The sequence below is a fragment of the Streptomyces sp. NPDC030799 genome, from assembly GCF_055572255.1.
The window spans coordinates 221,264-237,250 of record NZ_JBVIDS010000007.1 but is presented as its reverse complement, the minus strand read 5'-3'; the positions used below and the strand labels follow the sequence as shown (position 1 = coordinate 237,250).

At 66.9% G+C, this 15,987-nt stretch carries 24 protein-coding genes; 22 read left to right on the top strand and 2 right to left on the bottom strand.

Annotated features, from left to right (window positions below):
* Positions 1-345: 345 nt before the first annotated feature.
* A complete protein-coding gene (locus ACZ41I_RS19665; protein WP_468514669.1) occupies positions 346-879 on the bottom strand; it encodes an ATP-binding protein in 534 nt (177 codons plus the stop codon).
* Between the two features lie 149 nt (positions 880-1,028).
* Here ACZ41I_RS19665 and ACZ41I_RS19660 point away from each other — a divergent pair, with 149 nt between their 5' ends.
* From ACZ41I_RS19660 to ACZ41I_RS19650, 3 genes are read left to right on the top strand one after another with little or no spacing between them, the layout of a single operon-like run.
* Positions 1,029-1,874 (top strand): helix-turn-helix domain-containing protein, encoded by an 846-nt coding sequence (locus ACZ41I_RS19660; RefSeq protein ID WP_468514668.1) that lies wholly within the window; start codon positions 1,029-1,031, stop codon positions 1,872-1,874.
* The gene (locus tag ACZ41I_RS19655) at positions 1,871-2,068 is read left to right on the top strand and encodes a DUF397 domain-containing protein (protein ID WP_468514667.1); all 198 of its coding nucleotides are present in this window, start codon (positions 1,871-1,873) and stop codon (positions 2,066-2,068) included. The genes ACZ41I_RS19660 and ACZ41I_RS19655 overlap by 4 nt, the downstream gene beginning before the upstream one ends.
* On the top strand, positions 2,065-2,679 hold the full coding sequence (locus ACZ41I_RS19650) for a serine/arginine repetitive matrix protein 2 (protein WP_468514666.1): 615 nt from the start codon (positions 2,065-2,067) through the stop codon (positions 2,677-2,679). The genes ACZ41I_RS19655 and ACZ41I_RS19650 overlap by 4 nt, the downstream gene beginning before the upstream one ends.
* A gap of 85 nt (positions 2,680-2,764) precedes the next feature.
* Here ACZ41I_RS19650 and ACZ41I_RS19645 read toward each other — a convergent pair whose 3' ends face one another.
* Positions 2,765-3,142, bottom strand: a complete 378-nt coding sequence (locus tag ACZ41I_RS19645) for a hypothetical protein (protein ID WP_468514665.1) — start codon at positions 3,140-3,142, stop codon at positions 2,765-2,767.
* Between the two features lie 222 nt (positions 3,143-3,364).
* Here ACZ41I_RS19645 and ACZ41I_RS19640 point away from each other — a divergent pair, with 222 nt between their 5' ends.
* The 19 genes from ACZ41I_RS19640 to rpsH all read left to right on the top strand — a co-directional run bounded on the left by ACZ41I_RS19640 (position 3,365) and on the right by rpsH (position 15,965).
* Positions 3,365-3,787: a hypothetical protein gene (locus ACZ41I_RS19640; protein WP_468514664.1), complete on the top strand. Its 423-nt coding sequence runs from the start codon at positions 3,365-3,367 to the stop codon at positions 3,785-3,787.
* A gap of 55 nt (positions 3,788-3,842) precedes the next feature.
* Positions 3,843-6,167 carry a hypothetical protein gene (locus ACZ41I_RS19635; protein ID WP_468514663.1) on the top strand — a complete coding sequence of 775 codons (2,325 nt, stop codon included), beginning with the start codon at positions 3,843-3,845 and terminating at the stop codon, positions 6,165-6,167.
* Positions 6,168-6,204: 37 nt separating this feature from the next.
* Positions 6,205-7,296, top strand: coding sequence for a hypothetical protein (locus tag ACZ41I_RS19630; protein WP_468514662.1), 1,092 nt, complete (start codon positions 6,205-6,207; stop codon positions 7,294-7,296).
* Between the two features lie 1,146 nt (positions 7,297-8,442).
* Complete coding sequence (gene rpsJ, locus ACZ41I_RS19625; protein WP_003948644.1) at positions 8,443-8,751, top strand: 30S ribosomal protein S10; 309 nt, start codon at positions 8,443-8,445, stop codon at positions 8,749-8,751.
* 16 nt (positions 8,752-8,767) lie between these two features.
* A complete protein-coding gene (rplC, locus tag ACZ41I_RS19620; protein ID WP_103781446.1) occupies positions 8,768-9,412 on the top strand; it encodes a 50S ribosomal protein L3 in 645 nt (214 codons plus the stop codon).
* Between the two features lie 8 nt (positions 9,413-9,420).
* Positions 9,421-10,074, top strand: coding sequence for a 50S ribosomal protein L4 (gene rplD, locus ACZ41I_RS19615; protein ID WP_363214358.1), 654 nt, complete (start codon positions 9,421-9,423; stop codon positions 10,072-10,074).
* A complete protein-coding gene (rplW, locus tag ACZ41I_RS19610; protein ID WP_363214357.1) occupies positions 10,074-10,493 on the top strand; it encodes a 50S ribosomal protein L23 in 420 nt (139 codons plus the stop codon). The genes rplD and rplW overlap by 1 nt, the downstream gene beginning before the upstream one ends.
* A 40-nt stretch (positions 10,494-10,533) precedes the next feature.
* Complete coding sequence (gene rplB / locus ACZ41I_RS19605) at positions 10,534-11,370, top strand: 50S ribosomal protein L2 (protein ID WP_228621219.1); 837 nt, start codon at positions 10,534-10,536, stop codon at positions 11,368-11,370.
* A gap of 12 nt (positions 11,371-11,382) precedes the next feature.
* Entirely contained in the window at positions 11,383-11,664 is a 282-nt protein-coding gene (gene rpsS, locus ACZ41I_RS19600) for a 30S ribosomal protein S19 (RefSeq protein WP_030233885.1), read from the top strand.
* Positions 11,665-11,709: 45 nt separating this feature from the next.
* Positions 11,710-12,057, top strand: coding sequence for a 50S ribosomal protein L22 (gene rplV, locus ACZ41I_RS19595; RefSeq protein WP_019329637.1), 348 nt, complete (start codon positions 11,710-11,712; stop codon positions 12,055-12,057).
* Entirely contained in the window at positions 12,057-12,878 is an 822-nt protein-coding gene (gene rpsC, locus ACZ41I_RS19590; RefSeq protein WP_014674374.1) for a 30S ribosomal protein S3, read from the top strand. Before rplV ends, rpsC begins: the two co-directional genes overlap by 1 nt.
* Before the next feature lie 5 nt (positions 12,879-12,883).
* Entirely contained in the window at positions 12,884-13,303 is a 420-nt protein-coding gene (gene rplP, locus ACZ41I_RS19585) for a 50S ribosomal protein L16 (protein WP_009190136.1), read from the top strand.
* The gene (gene rpmC / locus ACZ41I_RS19580; protein WP_007494763.1) at positions 13,303-13,527 is read left to right on the top strand and encodes a 50S ribosomal protein L29; all 225 of its coding nucleotides are present in this window, start codon (positions 13,303-13,305) and stop codon (positions 13,525-13,527) included. The genes rplP and rpmC overlap by 1 nt, the downstream gene beginning before the upstream one ends.
* Entirely contained in the window at positions 13,527-13,811 is a 285-nt protein-coding gene (rpsQ, locus tag ACZ41I_RS19575; RefSeq protein ID WP_153539280.1) for a 30S ribosomal protein S17, read from the top strand. The genes rpmC and rpsQ overlap by 1 nt, the downstream gene beginning before the upstream one ends.
* 95 nt (positions 13,812-13,906) lie before the next feature.
* Positions 13,907-14,275, top strand: a complete 369-nt coding sequence (gene rplN / locus ACZ41I_RS19570; RefSeq protein ID WP_003998823.1) for a 50S ribosomal protein L14 — start codon at positions 13,907-13,909, stop codon at positions 14,273-14,275.
* Between the two features lie 2 nt (positions 14,276-14,277).
* On the top strand, positions 14,278-14,601 hold the full coding sequence (gene rplX, locus ACZ41I_RS19565) for a 50S ribosomal protein L24 (protein ID WP_055706473.1): 324 nt from the start codon (positions 14,278-14,280) through the stop codon (positions 14,599-14,601).
* Entirely contained in the window at positions 14,601-15,158 is a 558-nt protein-coding gene (gene rplE / locus ACZ41I_RS19560; protein WP_014674377.1) for a 50S ribosomal protein L5, read from the top strand. Before rplX ends, rplE begins: the two co-directional genes overlap by 1 nt.
* A gap of 5 nt (positions 15,159-15,163) precedes the next feature.
* Positions 15,164-15,349, top strand: a complete 186-nt coding sequence (locus ACZ41I_RS19555; RefSeq protein ID WP_003948630.1) for a type Z 30S ribosomal protein S14 — start codon at positions 15,164-15,166, stop codon at positions 15,347-15,349.
* Positions 15,350-15,566: 217 nt separating this feature from the next.
* A complete protein-coding gene (gene rpsH, locus ACZ41I_RS19550; RefSeq protein WP_100827756.1) occupies positions 15,567-15,965 on the top strand; it encodes a 30S ribosomal protein S8 in 399 nt (132 codons plus the stop codon).
* Positions 15,966-15,987 lie beyond the last annotated feature (22 nt).

The following is a 15,987-nucleotide window of genomic DNA, read 5'->3' as shown; positions in this document are numbered from 1 at the left end:
GTGCGGCGGAGGCCGGTGAGGACGTCGGTGGCCGTCTGGAGGAGGGCGGGGGAGAGGTGCGCGGGCTTCGCCGCGGCGGGGAGGGCTGCGCGGCGTGGGGCTTTTGCCGCGGTGCGGTGGCGGCGCGGCGGGCCGGGGCCCGGGGCGATGGTGCTGCGGACGCGTCGCCGTGTCGGCCCGGCTGGTCGCAGCAGACGGTGCGGGTGACGATACGGCCGCCGGGGACGCGGGTCCGTTCGCGGCGCAAGTAGCCGTGGGTCTCCAGCTCGCGCAGGGCGGCGGCGATACGGGTCGTGCCCTCGCGGAAGCAGGCGGCGAGGGTCTTGATGTCGACGGTGTTGCCGATCACCGTGAACCGTGAGGTGTGCCGGGTGTGCTCGTGGACGAGCCCGCCGGAGTGCGCGGAGTGGGAGCGCCGGTTCGGGTGCTTGGTCCTCCCGGCGGGGGCCGTCGCATGTCTGCGGTCGGACCGCCCGTGGCACCGGAGCACGGTCCGCCGGGTTCCGGTGCCGGGAAGGTGACCTCGGCCCAGACGGTCTTGCGCGGGTGCCGTCCATGGGTGACGCCCCAGCGGTCGGCGAGTGCTTCGACGAGGACGAGTCCGCGGCCTGATTCGCCTTGCGCCGCCGGGTGTCGAAGGCGGGGCAGGCAGTCACCGCGCGTGTCGGTGACCTCGATGCGGAGTGTGTCGTCGACGACGTGGAGCAGCAACTGGAAGTCACGGCCGGGTACGCGTCCGTGGGTGGCGGCGTTCGATGCCAGCTCCGCGATGATCTGCGTCGCTCTCTCCGACGGCAGCCCCCAGGTGCGGAGTTGCTGTTCGGCGAGCAGGCGGGCGAGGCGGGCGCCGCGCGGGGTGGGGGACAGTCGGACGCGCATTTCTTGATTCACGTCACTCAGCGTCGCCGAACCTGCTTCCGTGAGTGGGTGACAACGCCTCTACGTACGGTGACTGTCCCTGCTTTGTCTCGGCTGTCTCGGCTGTCTCGGGCGTTGTAGGGGTACGAGTGCGCGGCGGAGGAGGAGCCATGGGCGAGGACGTGGACGAGGCGGGCTGGGACGTCGAGCCGGGGGACGAGATCGAGCCGGTGGTCCAGGCGGTGGGGCGCCTGCTCAAGGTCAGCCGGGAGGCTGCCGGGGTGACGGTGTGCGGGCTGGCCGAGGCCATGGGGTACGGCGAGGACATGATCCGCAAGATCGAGCGGGGCGCCCGCATTCCCCGGCCGGAGTTCCTGGACAGGGCGGACCAGATGCTGAAGGCGCAGGGGCATCTGAGGGCCTTCAGGGAGGACATGAAGAGGGCGCGGTATCCGAAGAAGGTACGGGAGCTGGCAGAGTTGGAGGGGCGGTCGGTGGAGATGCTGTTGTACAGCAACCACAACATCCACGGCCTGCTGCAGACGGAGGAGTACGCGCGAGCGCTGCTTCGTACCTGGCGTCCGGCCTACTCACCGGACCAGCTGGAGCGCATGGTGGGTGCTCGCATGGCACGCAAGTCCGTCTTCGAGCGCTCGCCCGCACCGGAGTTCAGTTTCGTCCAGGAAGAGGTGACGCTGCGCCGCCCGGTCGGGGACACAATGGTGTTGCGCCGACAGCTCGAACACATGCTGGAGGTCGCCCGATTGCCGTTCGTGGAGCTTCAGGTGATGCCGACCGCCCGCGCGAACCATCCAGGGACGGGGGGCCGGATCCAAGTGCTGAAGTTCGCGGACGGCACGGGGATGGGCCGTACCGACGGTGACTTCGCAGGCCGACCCGTCTCGAACCCGAGGCAGCTCCGCGTCCTCGATCTGCGCTATGGCATCATCCGGGCTCAGGCGCTCACGCCAGAGGAGTCTCTGGCCTTCATCGAGCAAGCGCTGGGAGAACTATGAGCACCCCGGAACTCCACTGGTTCAAGAGCAGCTACAGCGACAGCAGTAACGGCAACGACTGCGTCGAAGTCGCCCCCACCGCCGCCACCATCCACATCCGCGACTCCAAGAACACCGAAGGCCCGCAGCTCGCCGTCACGCCCACCGCCTGGGCCGGCTTCCTGCCGTACGCGGCCAAGAGCGCCCGCCCATGAGTCTCAACGCGCGCCCTGCCATCCCGGCCAAGGACGTGCGGCCCCGGCGTATCTGGTACCTGGTAGCTGCCCTGCTGGGGCTCGTACTGGCTGGCGTCGGTACCGCCTTCATCGTGGTGACGGTGAAGGACACGGTGCACTCGGTCGACACTGCCCACAGCTTCTCCAGCGGCGAGTCGCAGACGTTCAGCTTCGTCCAGGGAGAGACCAAGGCGATCTACGTCTCCCAGGCCGGGCAGGGGCACGTCGACTGCCGGATCCCGGAGATGCGGTCGGGGTCGATGACGCAGCCGGACAGCACCTTCCGCATCACCGCCGGGTCCCGTACCTGGGACCGGGTCTTCGAGGTGAAGCCCGGCAGCAGCGGCGACTACACGCTCACCTGCACCTCCGCACTGCCGGCCGAGTTCGCGCTGGGAGACAAGCCCAAGGTGGGATCCATGATCGGCGGCATCGCCGCGGCGATCGGCTGCTTCATCGCCGCGTTCGCCTCGGCCGCGGCCATCGTCGTCGTCACCGCGGTCCGCCGCAGCCGCCACCGCCGACGGCTCGCCGCCACGTGGGCGCCTCCGCCGCAGTGGGGCCCGCAGCCGCCTGGCCGGGTGTATTGAGCGCGGGATCTCGGGGCCGCCGTAGCCGGTGATGCGCTCACGGGCCTCTTCCCGGATCGCCGAGAGCGGCCCGGCAGGCCTCCGCCTAGGACCGGGCTCTCGCCTGGTCGGCCAACCGGGACAGGACCTTGGCGTACACCGTGGTCGCCGCCGCCAGGACGGTGGGCAGGACGGCGAGCGCGAGGACGCCCAGCAGCGCCGGCCACTGGCGCAGGTGGTCGTCGGCGCAGATGCCGTTCGTCGGGGAGGGATCGATCAGCGGGCCCCGGCACGCGTTGCGGCGGGTGCCGTCGTACGACGAGTTCTCGGGGCCGTGGTCCGCGAGCAGCAGGTAGGCGAACCATACCCACATCGCCAGTGCCAGCATCGTCCACCCGATCGACCACTTCTCGACGCGGTCGCCGGCTCGGCGCACCTCCGCGGAGCGGCCCTCGGCGGGGACGGCCGTTTCCTCAGCTGTCATGAATCCCCCAATCGTGATCAGCGACCAGTCCAGCACACCTCCCGTCCCGGGTCGACCCACGCCGTCCGTCGGGAGGGGCCCTCTCCGCCGTGCCGTTAATCCAGGCACACCCCCCTGCTGTCGTAAAGGAAGCCCAAGCCCCGCAGCCCAACTGCCTGTTGCGGCTGGGGCGTTTGCTAGCGTGACGCGAGCACGCCAGAGCGCTAGACGGGGGTTGGCATCGTGGCAAGTAGTGGCGGCGAACGCGCCGTGGCAATACGGCTCAATCACCTGCAGGACATCCCGGGTGGTGGCGGGTCCGACCTCGCGCACTCTCCGGACCAGAAGAAGGCCGCAGCCGACACTCTCCACAATCACATAGCACCGGAGACCAAGACGGCGGGGGCCTGGGCGGACGACGAGACGGTCGCCGTGGTGAAGGCATTCGATGCGAAGGACGGGTACGGCTGGCTCACGTCCGCTGCTGTGGGCAAAATGCACAAGAACTGGTGCGAACAGGTCAAGAACTTTCTGAACCGGCTGGCGGATGACGAATCGGCCCTCCGGAACAACAACACCGTGTTGACCGGAACGGACGTTGGAGTGGCCGGTACGGCGCGCAAGGTGTCTGTGTTCGACACGTATTCACCTCCGCCGAAGCACTGACGGACAGCCGAGCTCTCTGGCACGCCATCGAATTCACTGCCTTCAACGGGGACCCATGCCGACCTACCACGAGATCCTGACGACCGACCTGTCCACGCTTACCACGGCCGCCGAACGCTGGGACGGCATGGCGAAGGAGCTCAACAAGCAGGAGTCCGCGTACCGGCGGGACGTCCACGGCATCACTCTGCTCCCGACGTTCGCGGGCGAGAGTCGGCAGGCCGCCAACGCTCGCTTCGGCGTCCGGCTCACGGAGTTCCAGAACGCCCAGACCGAGGCCAAGGCGATCGCCTCGCTCCTCCGGGACGCGCACACGCAGTTCGCGGACCTGCGTAAAAAGCTGGAGTCGGCCCGGGACGATGCGATCGCCAAGGGCATGAAAGTGTCGGACCAGGGCGTGGTCTCGCTCGACGACGACAAGCTCAGCACGAGGGACCGCCAGCGGCTGGCGACAGACACCGACTACGGGCTCAGCGTCCGCAAATCCGTCGCCTCCTGGCAAGCCCGCATCGACCAGTGCGTGAAGGACGTGAACGACGCCGACAAGGGCGTCGAGGTCGCCTTGGCTGCCGTCGTGAAAGGCCCCGACATGGGCGACGGCACGATCCCTGACTTCAACGGCAAGGCGCAGGGTGACATCGAGAAGTACGAGGCCCAGGAGGCGGACGACATCGCCCGGCGGGTCGCCAAGGGCGAGAAGGTCTCCGCCACCGACCTCGCCGAACTGCGCCGCGCGTTCCAGGACAACAAGGGTGACAAGGCGTTCAGTCAGACCTTCCTGGACGGGCTGGGGCCAGACGGCACCCTCAAGTTCACGAACAAGCTCGATGACCTTGCGTACTTTGACGACACCAAGAACAAGAGCACTTACCTCGCGATCAATGGTGGGCTTGCGGACTCCCTGGCGGTCGCCACACGCGTGCCTGATTTCAAGGACTCCCAGGGCAGACACCTGCGCTTCGGGAGCGACGCGTACAACGAGGCGTTCAAGGCCTGGACGAAGACCGATGACGCCCAGTTCTACAACAAGTGGCGTGCGGCGCTACGTGAACACGGCGACGATAAATACTCCCTCGAAGCGGCGGGGGACAAAATAGACCTCGGGTACGGGCACGGTCAGGAGATCCGCGGATACCAGAGCCTCGCCACGCTCATGCAGCAGGGGCACGGCTACTCCCCCCAGTTTGTCGCGGACGTCGCTGACGACATGATCGCCGCGGAGAAGAGGGACCCCAATATCTGGGATCTCTATGGAAAGTTCAGCGATAAGGACGGCGACGGCTGGTTCGCGAACGACCCCGTCGACGGCACCCTTGAGGTCATGTCACGCAATCCGGAAGGGGCGACCGGCTATCTCGACCCCGGCACTGCCGCCGGCAAGGAGCGCCTGGATTACCTCCTGGACAGTCGGGACTGGAACATCATCAACACCACGCACGACGGCGCCAAGGTCGACTACGTGGTATCCGACGTGCAGGACACTGACGTCCGCAAGGGCTTCGGCGCTGCCCTGGAGGCCGCGACGACCGGCCAGGCGCCGGGTGACTATCACCCGATCGGTCAGCACACCGAGCCGCAGGCCCGCATCCTGCAACACACCATCGACACACTGAACTCCGTGAAGCAGGCGGAGAAACTGCCGGAGAATCTCACACTTCCGCTGGCGCACATACTGACGGCGTACACGCCGGACACCCATGAGATCAACGCGCAGTCGGATTCGCGTTTTGAAATCCCTCCCGGCAACACGGGCTCGGTCTGGAGTGACAAGAACGGAGCACACATCACTGTTGCGCGGGACTCCCTTACCAAGATCATGCGCGGTATAGCCGATGATCCGACGGCGTTCGGACATGTCTACGGTGCGGAGCAGCGCCATGCTCACGACCTATTGGCCGCTCTTCCGCAGGACGCCAGCAAGACGGTGATCAGTAATCGCATCACCGACTGTTCGCGGGCCATGGGCGCGTATGACGGGGTCCGCGCCGACGTCATCTTCGATGAACGCTTCAACAAAACACAATGGGCCGCCGACTTCAACCACGGTCTCAGCAACTCGCTCAGTACGGCACTCATGTTCAAGCCGAAGAACGCCGAATTCCTCGGCGTGGCTGGGGATGCGGCCACGAGGGCCCTCGACCTCTATACGTACGAATCGAACAAGGAGCACGTTGCCGAAGCGAACCTCAAGGCCACGGAACAGAACGTCAAGCTCTACGCAGCCGGACAGCATGACGTGGAGAACATGGTCAGGATGTGGAGCCACAGCCGCGGCAACGACATCGACAGCGACTGGACGAAGCAATACGTCCACGTTGGCCAGCAGGACTACAACTACGGCCGTGACCGGGCGCTGGACGTTCTCCGAGCCGACCGATGACGCCGAAGGGTGACACCGCCCGAACGGGAAGAGCACGATGAAGATCTTTGCAAGCCGCAGGCGGCGCCTGGTCGGCTGGTCCGTGGGCGGCATCCTGCTGACGCTGTACATCGTGGCGCAGGCGCTCTACAGCACTGGTGTCTACGCGCACTGGCGGGATCAACGGTCCCTTGACTCGGCATGCGGTGGCACCCTGGCTCAGGGTGGCCTCGGGGATGCGCTGAATTCCTCGCATGCGCGTGCCAGGGCCGCCGACGATTCGGAGTACCTGGCGGCTTGCCTGATCAACAGGCCGGACACGGGTCTGCATGGTGGCGCTCTCCAGCTCATGCTCCGCTGGAGCGACCAGTCGGCCACCTCCGAGGCTCTTGCACCGTTCAGCAAGAGCGCCAACGGGCTGCAGGGGCAGGTGGTGCCTCTCGGTAACGGCTGGCCGGGCTTCGTCCGGTACGACGGGGCAGCGCAAGTCGTGGTCGCCCTTGACTGCCAGAACAACAAGAACAGGGCTCTGGTGGCGTACGGCGACCTCATTCAGTGGCCGAAGGACGCCAAGACGAGGGGGCCCGTGCTCACCGGGCTGGGCAGAGTGACGACGGAAACGGCACAGAGGGCGGCTGCCCAGTACGGGTGCCATGCGCAGGGCGGTAGGCAGCTGACCCATGTCTCGCTTCCGTCCCCGAGGGCTGAGACGGCCCCTCGGCGACTTGCGCAGGCTCGGGGCTCCTGCGCCGCGCTCCGAGGGCTCGCCGGCCAGGCGTCCGACGCCGGGACGCCCGGATTCGTCGAGTACCCCGCGGACGCCTACACGCCGCAGGTCAATTGCTACCTGTTCACCCCGGGAGGCAAGCCGGGTTACGGGCTGTACGCGTACTACGGTGCCGTCGCCAAGGACTTTCAGTCGCTCAATCTGACCAACCGCAGTGACGACTACGCCCTGGCCACCGCCACGTGCCCTCAGTCGGGTCAGGAGGCGGTGTTTGCGCTCTACCACCTCTACGACCGGGACACCGACGGCTACCCCGTCCGCCACTACTCGGCGTCATTCGCCAAGACCGCCCTGAAGGCCTTCGCCGACCACGAGGCGAAGCAGCGCGGCTGCACAGCTCCGAGGATGGAACGCCCGCGGTAGTCGAGTAGGCGCAACGCCCTTCGGCCGCACCATTCAGTCAACGAAAACATGCCCGAAGCACCCTCCCGCCGCTCCCCGCGGCGTCGCCACGTCGTCATCGCCGCCGGCGCCGCTTGTGCGGCGGCGATCGGCGGCACCGCGGCATGACTGCTCCTGGCCCGGACGGGCACGCAGGGACGTGCCGTGACCTGCTCGGTGACAAGCGCGTGCATGCGGTGCTGGGCAGCGGTTACCGGTCCGGGATGACCTGCAGCAGGCGCAGACGATGAAGACCGTTCTGGACGCTGTCAACGAGAGCTTGACAAAGACGGGCGGACGTCTCGACGCCACGCTTGGTGGTCTCGGCGGCCGGTCCGCCGACGCCGCCGGGGCCGCCGAAGGGGGTGCCGCCCACCCGGCCGCTGAGCGGCTCGCCGCCGTCACCGTTCCGCCTGCGCGGAACACGCGTGTGTTCGGCTCGCTGGACGCGGTCGCCACCGGCGTTCGCCGAGACCTCGGTGATGCGGCGGCGAAGCAATGGCAGCGCGATGTCTTCAGGGCGGCGACGAGGCAGGCTTCCGCGCCCCTCCTTACGACAGGGACCCGGCCGGGCATCTGGTCGACACCTGGTGGCGCACCCTCCGTACGGGCGGGCTGCAGAACAGCTCGGACACCTTCGGGCAGCAGGGCGCTGACATGGTGGATGACTGGAGGGTGACCTTCCCTGAGGAACCCCGGGCCCACAGTTTGACCTACGTCACCCCCGGGGTATTCTCTCCGGCCCGATTGGCCAGCCCCCCACCCCATATGGCAGACTGTCCGAGTTGCTCGGTCGAGTGTTGATGCTGCGCGCCTCCCGCCGGGAGGACCGGAAGCGAGTCCCACAGTACTCGTCGCCCTAACTGCCTGAATGGCAGCACTGGGGCGGACGTACGGGAATCTTCCGGGAAGTGTGGGCGCGGCACCGGCCAGGCGCCCGGTGGGCCCGAGGTCCCCGGTCCGCGGTTCCGGAAGGGCCGTCGCATTCCCCGCAGGGATGTTCGAACAAGGGACATCTGTGTCAGCGGGAGCGCGACACGCCCGACCGCGTGGGTCGGAGGAGCGAAGGCAGCAGAAGGAATCCGCCGGGTTCCAGAGCGTGAGAAGAGACAGGACTACTGAGTAGCCATGGCGGGACAGAAGATCCGCATCCGGCTCAAGGCCTACGACCACGAGGTCATCGACTCCTCGGCGAAGAAGATCGTCGAGACGGTGACCCGCACTGGTGCGTCGGTCGCGGGCCCGGTGCCGCTGCCCACTGAGAAGAACGTGTACTGCGTCATCAAGTCGCCGCACAAGTACAAGGACTCGCGCGAGCACTTCGAGATGCGCACGCACAAGCGCCTGATCGACATCCTCGACCCGACCCCCAAGACCGTTGACTCTCTGATGCGACTCGACCTGCCGGCCGGTGTCGACATCGAGATCAAGCTCTGAGGCTGGTGGGCTGAGAATGGCTAAGCAGATCAAGGGCATCCTGGGCGAGAAGCTCGGCATGACGCAGGTGTGGGACGAGAACAACCGTGTTGTTCCGGTCACCGTCGTCAAGGCCGGCCCCAACGTCGTGACCCAGGTTCGTACCAACGACGTCGACGGCTACGAGTCGGTCCAGATCGCCTTCGGCGAGATCGACCCGCGCAAGGTGAACAAGCCCCTCAAGGGCCACTTCGCCAAGGCCGACGTCACCCCCCGTCGTCACCTCGTCGAGATCCGCACCGCGGACGCCTCCGAGTACACGCTGGGCCAGGAGATCACCGCTGAGGTGTTCGAGGCCGGCGTGAAGGTCGACGTCACCGGCAAGAGCAAGGGCAAGGGCTTCGCCGGTGTCATGAAGCGCCACAACTTCGGTGGCCTCGGCGCCGGTCACGGCACCCAGCGCAAGCACCGCTCCCCCGGTTCCATCGGTGGCTGCGCCACCCCGGGCCGTGTGTTCAAGGGCCTCCGCATGGCGGGTCGCATGGGCAACGAGCGGGTCACCACCCAGAACCTGACCGTCCACGCCGTTGACGCGGAGAAGGGTCTGCTGCTCATCAAGGGCGCGGTTCCCGGTCCGAACGGCGGCCTCGTCCTGGTCCGCACCGCGGCCAAGGGGGCCTGAGGTAACCGATGAGCACTGTTGACATCCTTTCGCCGGCGGGCGAGAAGGCCGGTTCCGTCGAGCTCCCCGCGGAGATCTTCGACGCCAAGGTCAGCGTTCCGCTGATCCACCAGGTCGTCGTCGCGCAGCTGGCCGCTGCCCGCCAGGGCACGCACAAGACCAAGACCCGCGGTGAAGTCCGTGGTGGTGGCAAGAAGCCGTACCGCCAGAAGGGCACCGGTCGCGCCCGCCAGGGTTCGACCCGCGCGCCGCAGTTCGCCGGTGGTGGCGTCGTGCACGGTCCCGTGCCGCGCGACTACTCGCAGCGCACCCCGAAGAAGATGAAGGCCGCCGCCCTGCGCGGTGCCCTCACCGACCGGGCGCGTCACAACCGCATCCACGTCGTCTCCGGCGTGGTCGAGGGCGGGACCCCCAGCACCAAGGCCGCCAAGTCGCTGTTCGGCAAGATCTCGGAGCGCAAGAACCTGCTCCTGGTCGTCGACCGCGCCGACGAGGCCGCGTGGCTGTCCGCCCGCAACCTGCCCCAGGTCCACATCCTGGAGCCGGGCCAGCTGAACACGTACGACGTTCTCGTCTCGGACGACGTGGTCTTCACCCAGGCCGCTTTCGAGTCCTTCGTCGCCGGCCCGAAGGCCAACGACACCGAAGGGAGCGAGGTCTGATGGCCATCCGTCACCCCGCTATCGCCTCGAAGGCCGCCAAGGCCGCCAAGGCCGCGCGCGTCGCCAAGGCGCGCCGTCACGCCGCCGAGGGCAAGAACACCGTCGAGACCCCGCTGAGCAAGTCGTACACGGACCCCCGTGACGTCCTGCTGAAGCCGGTCGTCTCCGAGAAGAGCTACGCGCTCCTCGACGAGAACAAGTACACGTTCATCGTCGACCCGAACGCCAACAAGACCCAGATCAAGCAGGCCGTCCAGGCGGTCTTCTCGGTCAAGGTCACCGGGGTCAACACGATCAACCGCCAGGGCAAGCGCAAGCGCACGAAGACCGGTTTCGGTCAGCGTGCCGGCAGCAAGCGCGCGATCGTGACCCTCGCCGAGGGCGACCGTATCGACATCTTCGGCGGTCCGACCGCCTAAGGGCGGTCCGGATCGTCCGATATCGGACGAGGACTGAGAAATGGGAATCCGCAAGTACAAGCCGACTACGCCGGGCCGTCGTGGCGCCAGCGTCGCCGACTTCGTCGAGGTCACGCGGTCCACGCCGGAGAAGTCGCTGGTCCGCCCCCTGCACAGCAAGGGCGGCCGTAACAACGCCGGTCGTGTGACCGTTCGCCACCAGGGTGGCGGACACAAGCGCGCCTACCGCGTGATCGACTTCCGTCGTCACGACAAGGACGGCGTGCCGGCGAAGGTCGCGCACATCGAGTACGACCCCAACCGCACCGCTCGCATCGCGCTGCTGCACTACGCGGACGGCGAGAAGCGCTACATCCTCGCGCCGCGTGGCCTGAACCAGGGCGACCGGATCGAGAACGGTCCCGGGGCCGACATCAAGCCGGGCAACAACCTCGCCCTGCGCAACATCCCGGTCGGTACGACCCTGCACGCCATCGAGCTGCGTCCGGGCGGCGGCGCCAAGTTCGCCCGCTCGGCCGGTGCCTCCGTGCAGCTGCTCGCGAAGGAGGGCGCCTACGCCCACCTGCGCATGCCGTCCGGTGAGGTCCGCCTGGTCGACGTCCGCTGCCGCGCCACCGTCGGCGAGGTCGGCAACGCCGAGCAGAGCAACATCAACTGGGGTAAGGCCGGCCGTAAGCGGTGGCTGGGCGTTCGCCCGACCGTCCGTGGTGTCGTCATGAACCCGGTTGACCACCCGCACGGTGGTGGTGAGGGCCGGACCTCCGGTGGTCGCCACCCTGTGTCCCCGTGGGGCAAGAAGGAAGGCCGTACTCGTTCGCCCAAGAAGGCGTCGAACAAGTACATCGTCCGCCGCCGCAAGACGAACAAGAAGCGCTAAGGACGGGTTGAGATGCCTCGTAGCCTGAAGAAGGGGCCCTTCGTCGACGACCACCTCATGAAGAAGGTGGACGCCCAGAACGAAGCCGGCACCAAGAACGTCATCAAGACCTGGTCCCGCCGCTCGATGATCGTCCCGGCCATGCTGGGCCACACGCTCGCGGTGCACAACGGCAAGACCCACATCCCGGTGTTCGTCACCGAGTCGATGGTCGGCCACAAGCTCGGCGAGTTCTCGCCGACGCGCACCTTCCGGGGTCACGTCAAGGAAGACCGGAAGTCGAAGCGCCGCTAGTAGCGGATCGCATTCAGACACGTAAGTAACTCTGAAGGGACAACCATGGAAGCCAGGGCCCAGGCGCGGTACATCCGCGTCACGCCCATGAAGGCCCGCCGTGTGGTGGACCTCATCCGTGGCATGGACGCCACGGAGGCCCAGGCTGTTCTGCGATTCGCTCCGCAGGCAGCCTCCGTGCCGGTCGGCAAGGTGCTCGACAGCGCCATCGCCAACGCCGCGCACAACTACGACCACACCGACGCCGACAGCCTCTACATCTCCGAGGCCTACGTCGACGAGGGCCCGACCCTGAAGCGGTTCCGTCCGCGTGCCCAGGGCCGTGCCTACCGGATCCGCAAGCGGACCAGCCACATCACCGTGGTCGTCAGCAGCAAGGAAGGAACCCGGTAATGGGCCAGAAGGTAAACCCGCACGGGTTCCGGCTCGGTGTCACGACCGACTTCAAGTCGCGTTGGTACGCCGACAAGCTGTACAAGGACTACGTCAAGGAAGACGTCGCCATCCGTCGGATGATGACGTCCGGCATGGAGCGCGCCGGTATCTCGAAGGTTGAGATCGAGCGCACCCGTGACCGCGTCCGCGTGGACATCCACACCGCTCGCCCGGGCATCGTCATCGGCCGCCGCGGCGCCGAGGCCGACCGCATCCGCGGTGACCTGGAGAAGCTGACCGGCAAGCAGGTCCAGCTGAACATCCTCGAGGTCAAGAACCCGGAGACGGACGCTCAGCTGGTGGCCCAGGCCGTCGCCGAGCAGCTGTCCTCCCGCGTCTCCTTCCGCCGTGCCATGCGCAAGAGCATGCAGTCGGCGATGAAGGCGGGCGCCAAGGGCATCAAGATCCAGTGCGGTGGCCGCCTCGGCGGCGCCGAGATGTCCCGCTCGGAGTTCTACCGCGAGGGCCGCGTGCCCCTGCACACGCTCCGCGCGAACGTGGACTACGGCTTCTTCGAGGCCAAGACGACCTTCGGCCGCATCGGTGTGAAGGTCTGGATCTACAAGGGCGACGTCAAGAACATCGCCGAGGTCCGCGCCGAGAACGCTGCCGCCCGTGCGGGTAACCGCCCGGCCCGCGGTGGCGCCGACCGCCCGGCCCGTGGTGGCCGCGGTGGCGAGCGGCGCGGTCGCAAGCCGCAGCAGGCTGCCGGCGCCGAGGCCCCCAAGGCCGAGGCTCCCGCTGCCGCTCCGGCTGAGAGCACCGGAACGGAGGCCTGACCGTCATGCTGATCCCCCGTAGGGTCAAGCACCGCAAGCAGCACCACCCGAAGCGCAACGGTATGTCCAAGGGTGGAACGCAGGTTGCGTTCGGCGAGTACGGCATCCAGGCGCTGACCCCGGCCTACGTGACGAACCGCCAGATCGAGGCGGCTCGTATCGCGATGACCCGCCACATCAAGCGTGGCGGCAAGGTCTGGATCAACATCTACCCGGACCGTCCGCTCACGAAGAAGCCGGCCGAGACCCGCATGGGTTCCGGTAAGGGTTCTCCGGAGTGGTGGATTGCCAACGTCAAGCCCGGACGCGTGATGTTCGAGCTGTCGTACCCCAACGAGAAGATCGCCCGTGAGGCGCTGACCCGTGCGGCCCACAAGCTGCCGATGAAGTGCCGGATCGTCAAGCGCGAGGCAGGTGAAGCGTGATGTCGGCCGGTACCAAGGCGTCCGAGCTGCGCGAGCTGGGCAACGAGGAGCTTCTGGCGAAGCTCCGCGAGGCCAAGGAAGAGCTGTTCAACCTCCGCTTCCAGGCGGCGACGGGCCAGCTCGAGAACCACGGCCGTCTCAAGGCGGTCCGCAAGGACATCGCCCGGATCTACACCCTCATGCGTGAGCGTGAGCTCGGCATCGAGACGGTGGAGAACGCCTGATGAGCGAGAAGAACGTGACTGAGAACACCGAGGCGCGCGGTTTCCGCAAGACCCGTGAGGGTCTCGTCGTCAGCGACAAGATGGACAAGACCGTCGTCGTCGCCGTCGAGGACCGCGTCAAGCACGCGCTGTACGGCAAGGTCATCCGCCGTACCAACAAGCTCAAGGCACACGACGAGCAGAACGCCGCGGGTGTCGGCGACCGCGTCCTCCTCATGGAGACCCGGCCGCTGTCCGCGACGAAGCGCTGGCGCGTCGTCGAGATCCTCGAGAAGGCCAAGTAATTCCTGCGGGGCAAACCCCGCAGGTCAGTTCCGCCAGGCTCGGCAGGGGTTCGTAGAACCCCTGCCGGGAACCGGCAGACAAACAGGAGATAGACGTGATCCAGCAGGAGTCGCGACTGCGTGTCGCCGACAACACTGGTGCGAAGGAGATCCTTTGCATCCGTGTGCTCGGTGGCTCCGGTCGCCGCTACGCGGGCATCGGTGACGTCATCGTCGCCACCGTCAAGGACGCGATCCCCGGTGGCAACGTGAAGAAGGGTGACGTCGTCAAGGCGGTCATCGTTCGCACCGTCAAGGAGCGCCGCCGTCCGGACGGCTCGTACATCCGCTTCGACGAGAACGCCGCCGTCATTCTGAAGAACGACGGCGACCCTCGCGGCACCCGCATCTTCGGCCCGGTCGGCCGTGAGCTGCGCGAGAAGAAGTTCATGAAGATCATCTCGCTCGCGCCGGAGGTGCTGTAAGCATGAAGATCAAGAAGGGCGACCTGGTCCAGGTCATCACCGGCAAGGACAAGGGCAAGCAGGGCAAGGTCATTGCCGCTTACCCGCGCGAGGAGCGTGTCCTGGTCGAGGGTGTCAACCGGGTCAAGAAGCACACCAAGGCCGGTCCGACCGCTCGCGGTTCCCAGGCCGGCGGCATCGTGACCACCGAGGCCCCCATCCACGTGTCCAACGTTCAGCTGGTCGTGGAGAAGGACGGTCAGAAGGTCGTCACGCGTGTCGGCTACCGCTTCGACGAAGAGGGCAACAAGATCCGCGTTGCCAAGCGGACGGGTGAGGACATCTGATGGCTACCACCACCACTCCGCGTCTGAAGACGAAGTACCGCGAGGAGATCGCGGGCAAGCTGCGTGACGAGTTCAAGTACGAGAACGTCATGCAGGTTCCCGGCCTCGTCAAGATCGTGGTCAACATGGGTGTCGGTGACGCCGCCCGTGACTCGAAGCTGATCGAGGGCGCGATCCGCGACCTGACCACGATCACCGGTCAGAAGCCGGCCGTCACCAAGGCCCGCAAGTCCATCGCGCAGTTCAAGCTGCGTGAGGGCCAGCCCATCGGTGCCCACGTCACGCTCCGTGGCGACCGCATGTGGGAGTTCCTGGACCGCACCCTGTCGCTCGCGCTGCCGCGCATCCGCGACTTCCGCGGCCTGTCCCCGAAGCAGTTCGACGGCCGTGGCAACTACACCTTCGGTCTCACGGAGCAGGTCATGTTCCACGAGATCGACCAGGACAAGATCGACCGCGTCCGGGGTATGGACATCACCGTGGTGACCACGGCGACCAACGACGAAGAGGGCCGTGCCCTTCTCCGTCACCTCGGCTTCCCGTTCAAGGAGGCGTGAGCGAGATGGCGAAGAAGGCTCTCATCGCGAAGGCTGCTCGCAAGCCCAAGTTCGGTGTGCGTGGCTACACCCGCTGCCAGCGCTGCGGCCGTCCGCACTCCGTGTACCGCAAGTTCGGCCTCTGCCGCGTGTGCCTTCGTGAGATGGCTCACCGTGGCGAGCTGCCGGGCGTGACCAAGAGCTCCTGGTAATCCCCACTTTCAGGGATTCCTGGACCTCTCGGTAAGCAACTGGGTCGGCGGGGGCCCGTACCTTCCATGCCTTAGGCTAGGAGGGTTGGGCCTCTGCCGCCCTGGATCGACTTACTACGCCGTAGGTCCCCGCGCCGCACCCGTCCCGTCTGCAGAAGTACGGGGAGAGGGATGGCGCATATAGGAAACCCCGGCGAGAAAGGCCACAGGCCAATTCATGACCATGACTGATCCGATCGCAGACATGCTGACTCGTCTGCGGAACGCGAACTCGGCGTACCACGACACCGTGACGATGCCGGCGTCCAAGATCAAGTCTCACATCGCGGAGATCCTCCAGCAGGAGGGCTTCATCACGGGCTGGCGCGTCGAGGACGCCGAGGTGGGCAAGAACCTCACCCTCGAGCTGAAGTTCGGCCCGAACCGTGAGCGCTCCATCGCGGGCATCAAGCGGATCTCCAAGCCCGGTCTCCGGGTGTACGCGAAGTCCACCAACCTGCCGAAGGTGCTGGGCGGCCTCGGCGTGGCGATCATCTCCACGTCGCACGGGCTCCTCACCGACAAGCAGGCCGGCAAGAAGGGCGTGGGTGGGGAAGTCCTCGCCTACGTCTGGTAGCAGAAGGGAACGGAGGAAACAG

Excerpts from the sequence above, each read along its gene's own strand:
- ACZ41I_RS19665 (WP_468514669.1), bottom strand. The coding sequence starts at position 879 with ATGCGCGTCCGACTGTCCCCCACCCCGCGCGGCGCCCGCCTCGCCCGC.
- ACZ41I_RS19660 (WP_468514668.1), top strand. The coding sequence starts at position 1,029 with ATGGGCGAGGACGTGGACGAGGCGGGCTGGGACGTCGAGCCGGGGGAC.
- ACZ41I_RS19655 (WP_468514667.1), top strand. The coding sequence starts at position 1,871 with ATGAGCACCCCGGAACTCCACTGGTTCAAGAGCAGCTACAGCGACAGC.
- ACZ41I_RS19650 (WP_468514666.1), top strand. The coding sequence starts at position 2,065 with ATGAGTCTCAACGCGCGCCCTGCCATCCCGGCCAAGGACGTGCGGCCC.
- ACZ41I_RS19645 (WP_468514665.1), bottom strand. The coding sequence starts at position 3,142 with ATGACAGCTGAGGAAACGGCCGTCCCCGCCGAGGGCCGCTCCGCGGAG.
- ACZ41I_RS19635 (WP_468514663.1), top strand. The coding sequence starts at position 3,843 with ATGCCGACCTACCACGAGATCCTGACGACCGACCTGTCCACGCTTACC.
- ACZ41I_RS19630 (WP_468514662.1), top strand. The coding sequence starts at position 6,205 with ATGAAGATCTTTGCAAGCCGCAGGCGGCGCCTGGTCGGCTGGTCCGTG.
- rpsJ (WP_003948644.1), top strand. The coding sequence starts at position 8,443 with ATGGCGGGACAGAAGATCCGCATCCGGCTCAAGGCCTACGACCACGAG.
- rplC (WP_103781446.1), top strand. The coding sequence starts at position 8,768 with ATGGCTAAGCAGATCAAGGGCATCCTGGGCGAGAAGCTCGGCATGACG.
- rplD (WP_363214358.1), top strand. The coding sequence starts at position 9,421 with ATGAGCACTGTTGACATCCTTTCGCCGGCGGGCGAGAAGGCCGGTTCC.
- rplW (WP_363214357.1), top strand. The coding sequence starts at position 10,074 with ATGGCCATCCGTCACCCCGCTATCGCCTCGAAGGCCGCCAAGGCCGCC.
- rplB (WP_228621219.1), top strand. The coding sequence starts at position 10,534 with ATGGGAATCCGCAAGTACAAGCCGACTACGCCGGGCCGTCGTGGCGCC.
- rpsS (WP_030233885.1), top strand. The coding sequence starts at position 11,383 with ATGCCTCGTAGCCTGAAGAAGGGGCCCTTCGTCGACGACCACCTCATG.
- rplV (WP_019329637.1), top strand. The coding sequence starts at position 11,710 with ATGGAAGCCAGGGCCCAGGCGCGGTACATCCGCGTCACGCCCATGAAG.
- rpsC (WP_014674374.1), top strand. The coding sequence starts at position 12,057 with ATGGGCCAGAAGGTAAACCCGCACGGGTTCCGGCTCGGTGTCACGACC.
- rplP (WP_009190136.1), top strand. The coding sequence starts at position 12,884 with ATGCTGATCCCCCGTAGGGTCAAGCACCGCAAGCAGCACCACCCGAAG.
- rpmC (WP_007494763.1), top strand. The coding sequence starts at position 13,303 with ATGTCGGCCGGTACCAAGGCGTCCGAGCTGCGCGAGCTGGGCAACGAG.
- rpsQ (WP_153539280.1), top strand. The coding sequence starts at position 13,527 with ATGAGCGAGAAGAACGTGACTGAGAACACCGAGGCGCGCGGTTTCCGC.
- rplX (WP_055706473.1), top strand. The coding sequence starts at position 14,278 with ATGAAGATCAAGAAGGGCGACCTGGTCCAGGTCATCACCGGCAAGGAC.
- rplE (WP_014674377.1), top strand. The coding sequence starts at position 14,601 with ATGGCTACCACCACCACTCCGCGTCTGAAGACGAAGTACCGCGAGGAG.
- ACZ41I_RS19555 (WP_003948630.1), top strand. The coding sequence starts at position 15,164 with ATGGCGAAGAAGGCTCTCATCGCGAAGGCTGCTCGCAAGCCCAAGTTC.
- rpsH (WP_100827756.1), top strand. The coding sequence starts at position 15,567 with ATGACCATGACTGATCCGATCGCAGACATGCTGACTCGTCTGCGGAAC.